General features: G+C 62.2%; 5 protein-coding genes and 1 pseudogene. 3 read left to right on the plus strand and 3 right to left on the minus strand.

Features of this window, described 5'->3' with window-relative positions:
• A partial coding sequence (gene rpoB, locus EN932_RS21880) for a DNA-directed RNA polymerase subunit beta (protein WP_128369065.1) occupies window positions 1-2,405 on the plus strand: 2,405 nt, incomplete at its 5' end.
• Window positions 2,406-2,591: 186 nt separating this feature from the next.
• A complete protein-coding gene (gene rpoC, locus EN932_RS21885; RefSeq protein WP_013531415.1) occupies window positions 2,592-6,788 on the plus strand; it encodes a DNA-directed RNA polymerase subunit beta' in 4,197 nt (1,398 codons plus the stop codon).
• 65 nt (window positions 6,789-6,853) lie between these two features.
• Here the strand turns inward: rpoC and EN932_RS21890 are convergent, their stop codons facing one another.
• Together EN932_RS21890 and EN932_RS21895 are read right to left on the minus strand one after the other, a co-directional pair.
• A complete protein-coding gene (locus tag EN932_RS21890) occupies window positions 6,854-7,066 on the minus strand; it encodes a helix-turn-helix transcriptional regulator (protein WP_013531416.1) in 213 nt (70 codons plus the stop codon).
• Between the two features lie 13 nt (window positions 7,067-7,079).
• The gene (locus EN932_RS21895) at window positions 7,080-7,658 is read right to left on the minus strand and encodes a DUF2975 domain-containing protein (protein WP_063168071.1); all 579 of its coding nucleotides are present in this window, start codon (window positions 7,656-7,658) and stop codon (window positions 7,080-7,082) included.
• A 96-nt stretch (window positions 7,659-7,754) separates the two neighbouring features.
• Between EN932_RS21895 and EN932_RS21900 the strand changes: the two genes are divergently transcribed.
• Window positions 7,755-8,153, plus strand: a complete 399-nt coding sequence (locus EN932_RS21900; protein ID WP_127370399.1) for a chlorophyllide reductase — start codon at window positions 7,755-7,757, stop codon at window positions 8,151-8,153.
• Window positions 8,154-8,251: 98 nt separating this feature from the next.
• Here the strand turns inward: EN932_RS21900 and EN932_RS21905 are convergent.
• Window positions 8,252-8,514 (minus strand): annotated as a pseudogene (locus EN932_RS21905) (gfo/Idh/MocA family oxidoreductase); the annotation flags it as partial.

Here is an 8,514-nt window from a genome sequence, read left to right on the forward strand (position 1 = left end):
ATATCGGTCTGATCAACTCGCTGGCCACCTTCGCACGCGTCAACAAGTACGGCTTCATCGAGAGCCCGTACCGCAAGATCGTCGACGGCAAGCTGACCAATGACGTCGTCTATCTCTCGGCGATGGAAGAGGCCAAGCACCATGTTGCGCAGGCCAACGCCGAGCTCGACAAGAACGGTGGTTTCGTCGACGAATTCGTCATTTGCCGCAGTGCCGGCGAAGTGATGATGGCGCCGCGCGAAAACGTCGATCTGATGGACGTGTCGCCCAAGCAGATGGTGTCGGTGGCCGCGGCCCTGATCCCGTTCCTGGAAAACGACGACGCCAACCGCGCTCTGATGGGTTCGAACATGCAGCGCCAGGCCGTGCCGCTGGTGCGCGCCGAGGCGCCGTTCGTCGGCACCGGCATGGAGCCGATCGTCGCCCGTGACTCGGGCGCCGCCATCGGCGCCCGCCGCGGCGGCATCGTCGACCAGGTGGACGCGACGCGTATCGTTATCCGCGCCACCGAAGATCTCGATCCGGGCAAGTCCGGCGTCGACATCTACCGGTTGATGAAGTTCCAGCGTTCGAACCAGAACACCTGCATCAACCAGCGCCCGCTGGTTCGCATGGGCGACCGGGTCAACAAGGGCGACATCATCGCCGACGGTCCGTCGACCGAGCTCGGCGATCTGGCGCTCGGCCGCAACGTGCTGGTCGCGTTCATGCCGTGGAACGGCTACAACTACGAGGACTCGATCCTCCTGTCCGAACGCATCGTCGCCGACGACGTCTTCACCTCGATCCACATCGAGGAGTTCGAGGTCATGGCGCGCGATACCAAGCTTGGACCGGAGGAAATCACGCGCGATATCCCGAACGTCTCGGAAGAAGCGCTGAAGAACCTCGACGAAGCCGGCATCGTCTACATCGGTGCGGAAGTTCAGCCGGGCGACATCCTGGTCGGCAAGATCACGCCGAAGGGCGAAAGCCCGATGACGCCGGAAGAGAAGCTTCTGCGCGCCATCTTCGGCGAAAAGGCATCCGATGTGCGCGACACCTCGATGCGCATGCCTCCTGGCACCTTCGGCACCGTCGTCGAGGTGCGCGTCTTCAATCGCCACGGTGTGGAGAAGGACGAGCGCGCCATGGCGATCGAGCGCGAGGAGATCGAACGCCTCGCCAAGGACCGCGACGACGAGCAGGCCATTTTGGACCGTAACGTCTACGCGCGTCTTTCCGACGTGCTCGTCGGCAAGGAAGCGATCGCTGGACCGAAGGGCTTCAAGAAGGGCTCGACGCTGTCCAAGGATACGCTCGACGAGTATCCGCGTTCGCAGTGGTGGCAGTTTGCCGTGGAGAACGAAAAGCTCCAGAGCGAGCTGGAAGCGCTGCGTGGCCAGTATGACGATTCCAAGAAGGCGCTTGAACAGCGTTTCATGGACAAGGTCGAGAAGGTCCAGCGCGGCGACGAAATGCCTCCGGGCGTCATGAAGATGGTCAAGGTCTTCGTGGCCGTGAAGCGCAAGATGCAGCCCGGCGACAAGATGGCCGGCCGTCACGGCAACAAGGGTGTCGTGTCGCGGATCGTTCCGGTCGAGGACATGCCTTTCCTCGAGGACGGCACGCATGCCGATATCGTGCTCAACCCGCTGGGTGTGCCGAGCCGCATGAATGTCGGCCAGATCCTGGAAACGCATCTGGGCTGGGCATGTGCGGGCATGGGCAGGAAGATCGGCGAGCTGATCGACACGTACAAGGCGGCCGGCGACATCAAGCCGCTGCGCAAGACGCTCGAGAGCTTCATCCCGGCCAACGACCGCAACGAGCCGGTTCGTGACTATGACGACGAGAGCATCGTTCGCCTCAGCGAGCAGATGCGCCGCGGCGTCTCGATCGCGACCCCGGTGTTCGACGGCGCGCATGAGGCTGACATCAACATCATGCTGGAGCAGGCGGGCCTGCACAGCAGCGGTCAGTCGCAGCTCTATGACGGACGCACGGGCGAGCCGTTCGATCGCAAGGTGACGATGGGCTACATCTACATGCTCAAGCTTCACCATCTCGTGGACGACAAGATCCACGCGCGTTCGATCGGTCCGTACTCGCTCGTCACCCAGCAGCCGCTGGGCGGCAAGGCGCAGTTCGGTGGCCAGCGCTTCGGCGAGATGGAGGTCTGGGCGCTGGAAGCGTACGGCGCCGCCTACACGCTGCAGGAAATGCTGACGGTGAAGTCCGACGACGTCGCCGGCCGTACCAAGGTCTACGAGGCGATCGTGCGTGGCGACGACACCTTCGAGGCCGGCATCCCGGAGAGCTTCAACGTTCTCGTCAAGGAAATGCGGTCTCTCGGCCTCAACGTCGAGCTGGAGAACACCAAGCTCGACGACAACCCTGTCCGGCTGCCCGACGCGGCCGAGTAAGGCAATGGCGCGCCACGGCTGTCCGCGGCGCGCCTCGAGCATGATCCCGAAAAGTGGCTACCGGTTTTCGGACAGGATCATGCTCAACCAGGAAGAATTCGACGGCCAGTGGCCGACAAAGACGGCGGGCGTTTGGCTCGCGACTAGATGCAAGGGATCTTCGAGGATCCCGAAAAGGAGAACGGCATGAACCAAGAGGTCATGAATCTCTTCAATCCGCAGGCGCCTGCGCAGGTGTTCGATTCCATCCGGATATCGCTTGCCAGCCCTGAGAAGATTCTGTCCTGGTCTTTCGGCGAGATCAAGAAGCCGGAGACCATCAACTACCGCACCTTCAAGCCGGAGCGTGACGGTCTGTTCTGCGCGCGCATTTTTGGCCCGATCAAGGACTATGAGTGCCTGTGCGGCAAGTACAAGCGCATGAAGTACAAGGGCGTCATCTGCGAGAAGTGCGGCGTCGAAGTCACGCTGTCGCGCGTTCGCCGCGAGCGCATGGGCCATATCGAGCTGGCGGCACCGGTCGCCCATATCTGGTTCCTGAAGTCGCTGCCGTCGCGCATCGGCACGCTGCTCGACATGACCCTGAAGGACATCGAGCGCGTCCTCTACTTCGAGAACTACATCGTCACCGAACCTGGCCTCACCGCGCTGAAGGAGCACCAGCTGCTCAGCGAGGAAGAGTACATGATCGCCGTCGACGAGTATGGCGAGGATTCGTTCACCGCCATGATCGGCGCCGAGGCCATTCATGACCTCCTGGCCGGCATGGACCTGGAGAAGATCGCCGGCGACCTGCGTTCGGAACTGGCGTCGACCACCTCCGAGCTGAAGCAGAAGAAGTATCTGAAGCGGCTCAAGGTCGTCGAGAACTTCATGGAATCCGGCAATCGTCCGGAATGGATGATCATGAAGGTGGTTCCGGTGATCCCGCCGGACCTGCGTCCGCTCGTCCCGCTGGACGGCGGCCGCTTCGCCACGTCGGATCTGAACGATCTCTATCGCCGCGTCATCAACCGCAACAACCGCCTGAAGCGGCTGATCGAGCTGCGCGCCCCCGGCATCATCGTGCGCAATGAAAAGCGCATGCTGCAGGAAGCCGTCGATGCGCTGTTCGACAACGGCCGCCGCGGCCGCGTCATCACCGGCGCCAACAAGCGCCCGCTGAAGTCGCTGTCCGACATGCTCAAGGGCAAGCAGGGCCGGTTCCGTCAGAACCTGCTCGGCAAGCGCGTCGACTATTCCGGCCGCTCGGTCATCGTGACCGGTCCGGAGCTCAAGCTGCACCAGTGCGGCCTGCCCAAGAAGATGGCGCTCGAACTGTTCAAGCCCTTCATCTACGCCCGTCTCGACGCCAAGGGTTACTCCTCGACCGTCAAGCAGGCGAAGAAGCTGGTCGAAAAGGAGCGTCCGGAAGTCTGGGATATCCTCGACGAGGTCATCCGCGAGCATCCGGTGCTGCTGAACCGTGCGCCGACGCTGCACCGTCTCGGCATCCAGGCGTTCGAGCCGATCCTGATCGAAGGCAAGGCGATCCAGCTGCACCCGCTGGTCTGCACGGCCTTCAACGCCGACTTCGACGGCGACCAGATGGCCGTTCACGTGCCGTTGTCGCTGGAAGCGCAGCTTGAAGCCCGCGTGCTGATGATGTCGACCAACAACATCCTGCACCCGGCTTCCGGCGCGCCGATCATTGTACCGTCGCAGGACATGGTTCTGGGTCTCTACTATCTCTCGATCGTCAACCAGAACGAGCCGGGCGAGGGCATGGTGTTTGCCGACATGGGCGAACTCCAGCACGCGCTCGAGACCAAGGCGGTGACGCTGCACTCCAAGATCAAGGGTCGTTTCCGCACGGTCGACGCCGAAGGCAAGGTCGTGTCAAAGATCCATGACACCACGCCTGGCCGCATGATCATCGGCGAGCTTCTGCCGAAGAACGTCAACGTGCCTTACGAGACCGCCAACCAGGAGATGACCAAGAAGAACATCTCCAAGATGATCGACACCGTCTACCGCCATTGCGGTCAGAAGGAGACGGTCATTTTCTGCGATCGCATCATGGCGCTCGGCTTCAGCCATGCCTGCCGTGCCGGCATTTCGTTCGGCAAGGACGACATGCTGATCCCGGATGCCAAGATCAAGCTGGTCTCCGACACCGAGGCTTTGGCCAAGGAATACGAGCAGCAGTACAATGACGGTCTGATCACGCAGGGCGAGAAGTACAACAAGGTCGTCGACGCCTGGGCCAAGTGCTCGGAAAAGGTCGCCGACGAGATGATGGCCCGCATCAAGGCGGTCGAGTTCGAGGACAATGGCCGTCAGAAGCCGATGAACTCGATCTACATGATGTCGCACTCCGGTGCGCGTGGCTCGCCCACCCAGATGCGCCAGCTTGCCGGCATGCGCGGCCTTATGGCCAAGCCGTCGGGTGAAATCATCGAGACGCCGATCATCTCGAACTTCAAGGAAGGCCTGACCGTGCTCGAGTACTTCAACTCGACCCACGGCGCCCGCAAGGGTCTGGCCGACACCGCCTTGAAGACGGCGAACTCGGGTTACCTCACCCGTCGTCTGGTCGACGTGGCGCAGGACTGCATCGTCAACTCCGTCGACTGCGGCACCGACAAGGGCCTCACCATGCAGCCGATCGTCGATGCCGGTCAGGTCGTTGCTTCGGTCGGCCAGCGCGTGCTGGGCCGTACGTCGCTCGACGACATCACCCATCCGGTGTCGGGCGAGATCCTGGTCAAGGCCGGAACGCTGATGGACGAGCGTGACGTGGAACAGATCGAAAAGGCCGGCGTCCAGTCGGTCCGCATCCGCTCGGCACTGACTTGCGAAGTCAGGGTTGGCGTCTGCGCGGTCTGCTATGGGCGCGATCTGGCCCGCGGCACCCCGGTCAACCAGGGCGAAGCCGTCGGCGTCATCGCGGCGCAGTCGATCGGCGAGCCGGGCACCCAGCTCACCATGCGTACCTTCCACATGGGCGGTACCGCGCAGGTGGTGGACAGCTCGTTCCTTGAAGCCTCGTATGAGGGCAAGGTCGAGATCCGCAACCGCAACGTGGTGCGCAACTCCGACGGCCAGCAGATGGTCATGGGCCGCAACATGGCGGTGCTGATCCTCGACGAAGCCGGCAAGGAGCGCGCCTCGCACCGTCTCACCTATGGTTCGCGCATCTTCGTGGACGATGGTGACAAGGTGAAGCGCGGCCAGCGTATCGCCGAGTGGGATCCCTACACGCGTCCGGTCCTCACCGAAATCGAGGGCAGGGTGTCGTACGAGGATCTGGTCGACGGCATTTCCGTTCAGGAAACGGCCGACGAGTCGACCGGCATCACCAAGCGTGAGGTCATCGACTGGCGCTCGACGCCACGTGGCAACGACCTGAAGCCGGCGATTGCGATCCAGGACGCCAAGGGCAAGGTCGGCAAGCTGTCCAAGGGCGGCGACGCCCGCTTCCTGCTCTCGGTCGAGGCCATTCTTTCGGTCGAGCCGGGTTCGCAGGTTCGCCCCGGCGACGTTTTGGCGCGTATTCCGATGGAAAGCGCCAAGACCAAGGACATCACCGGCGGTCTGCCGCGTGTTGCCGAACTGTTCGAGGCACGTCGTCCGAAGGATCACGCCATCATCGCCGAGATCGACGGCACGATCCGCTTCGGCCGCGACTACAAGAACAAGCGTCGCATCATCATCGAGCCGCATGACTCGACGCTTGAGCCGGTCGAATACCTGATCCCGAAGGGCAAGCCGTTCCATCTCCAGGACGGCGATGTCATCGAGAAGGGCGACTACATCCTCGACGGCAACCCGGCGCCGCACGACATCCTGGCGATCAAGGGCGTGGAGGCACTTGCTTCCTACCTCGTCAACGAGATCCAGGAAGTCTACCGTCTGCAGGGCGTGTCGATCAACGACAAGCACATCGAGGTGATCGTTCGCCAGATGCTGCAGAAGGTCGAGATCACGGTGCAGGGCGACTCGACCTACATCCCGGGCGATCATGTCGACGTGATCGAACTGGAAGAGGTCAACGAGCGTCTGGTCGAGGACGGCAAGAAGCCAGCCGAAGGCCTGCCGGTGCTGCTCGGCATCACCAAGGCATCGCTGCAGACGCCGTCCTTCATCTCGGCCGCCTCCTTCCAGGAGACGACGCGAGTGCTGACGGAAGCTGCCGTTGCCGGCAAGACCGACATGCTGCAGGGCTTGAAGGAAAACGTCATCGTCGGCCGGTTGATCCCGGCCGGTACCGGCGGCACGATGAGCCAGATCCGGCGCATCGCCACCTCGCGCGACGAACTGATCATCGACGAGCGCCGCAAGGCCTCGGGTGCGGAAGTCGCCGAGCCGATGCTGGCCGACATGACCACCGCCGCGCAGTAAGCGCGGACGGCAACGATCTCAGGCAATAAGGCCGTCGGGGCAACCCGGCGGCCTATTTTTTTGTGCTATTCGGACACCCTCTCGAAGCGAAGCAGATCGCCCGGCTGACAGTCGAGATAGTCGCAGATGCGCTCCAGCGTGTCGAACCGGATACCCTTGACCTTTCCCTGCTTCAAAAGAGAAAGATTGGCCTCGGTGATGCCGACATATTCGGCCAGGTCCTTTGACTTCACGTTTCGTTCGGCGAGGACGACATTGAGCCTGACCCTTATGGGCATGAGCTGATCCTCATCAGATGAATTGCGCGTTTTCTTCGGCGAGTGCCGATGCCTCGGCCATGACCCAGGTGATGACAGCAACGATGCAAGCTGCCAGCAAGGTCAGCATCGTGTCGCTGTCGAGACCGAGCGTCAGCCGGTGCTGGCCGGCAGGCGCGTCCCAGCTGAGCAGAACGGACAATGCCGCCGCCGAAACCGGTTTCAGCAAGGCGGATGCCAGCAGGCCGAGGCCAAAGTATCGCAAATTGCTGATGGCGCCCTGACCGAAGAAGTTGCCGGACGCGAAAGCGCCGAAGCAGCGCCTTGCGGCCATGAGCGCGAAGACGAGGCAGGCAAGCGGCACGAACGAGATCGCGAACCCGACCAGTCTTCGACCGAGGCCAAGCTCGCTCAGCCATTCCTGTGGGATTTGCGCATCGGCCGCGATCGAACTGGCGGAGACGCTGAGCCAGTAGAACAGCAGACCGATGGTCAGCAATATGGCGAGGACGACAAAACACCTCGCCAGCACTAGGCTGAAAAGTCGGATGCGTCTCAATCTAAGCTGGCGGGCAGGATCGGCAGGGACAGCCGTGATGACAGGTTCAATCATCGCCGTTATCACTCCATCGCAATGAATTATCGTTTTACAATAATCTATTTATGCGCAATGATGATTCTTGTCAATTCCTCATCACAGGAGAAACCTATGCCTTCGTTCAAACGCCGGATTGCCGTGGCAGCCATCGCGATTGTCGCCGCGTCCATAACGCCTTTTGCTGCCATCGCCCTCCCGTCGACAGCGACAGGCCGGATATTGGTGGGGCAGGTGATGGAAATGCTCGACAAGGCCGACACGAGCCCGGTCGCCAGGCAAACGCTGGTCGCCTATGTCGCCGGGGTTGGCGAAGCCGCCGGCGTGATCGCCGACACGATCGGCAATGGCGGCCTCGTTTCCTGCAAGAGTTCTTTCAGCCTGGATACACGAGCGGTGCGCGCCGCCCTTGAAGCGGGCGCCCCTCGTCAGGGTAACTGGTCTCAGACACCGGCGACGCCACTGATCATTGCCGACATGGTCAAGCGTGCCGGTTGCAGGACCAGGAATTGAGCCTGGCGATCCGCTGGTTCTCAGTCGCGCGACAATCCTGTCGCGCGACTATTCCCAACCTGCGACCGCCGCGCGATCAGCGAGTGCGGTTCCAGAGCTCAATCGAAAAACGCCTCGACTACGTTGCGCTTGCCGAGCATGAAGGCGTCAGCGACGTGCTGGAGCGGGGCCAGATCGACATCGGAAACGCCGGCGCGCACGATCTCGGCGAAGCGCTTGTAGAGCATCGGATATTCCGCTTCCGGCTCTTCGTGAATGACCTTGCCGTCGATGGCGAGCTTCGAGCCGCCGCCCGACAGCACCATGGCGCCCTTGTCGGTGTCGGCCAGGATGTCCCAGCTTTGCGGGCCTGTCTGCAGCC

The organism is Mesorhizobium sp. M7A.F.Ca.US.002.01.1.1, assembly GCF_004022955.1.
Taxonomy (GTDB): Bacteria; Pseudomonadota; Alphaproteobacteria; order Rhizobiales; family Rhizobiaceae; genus Mesorhizobium; species Mesorhizobium ciceri.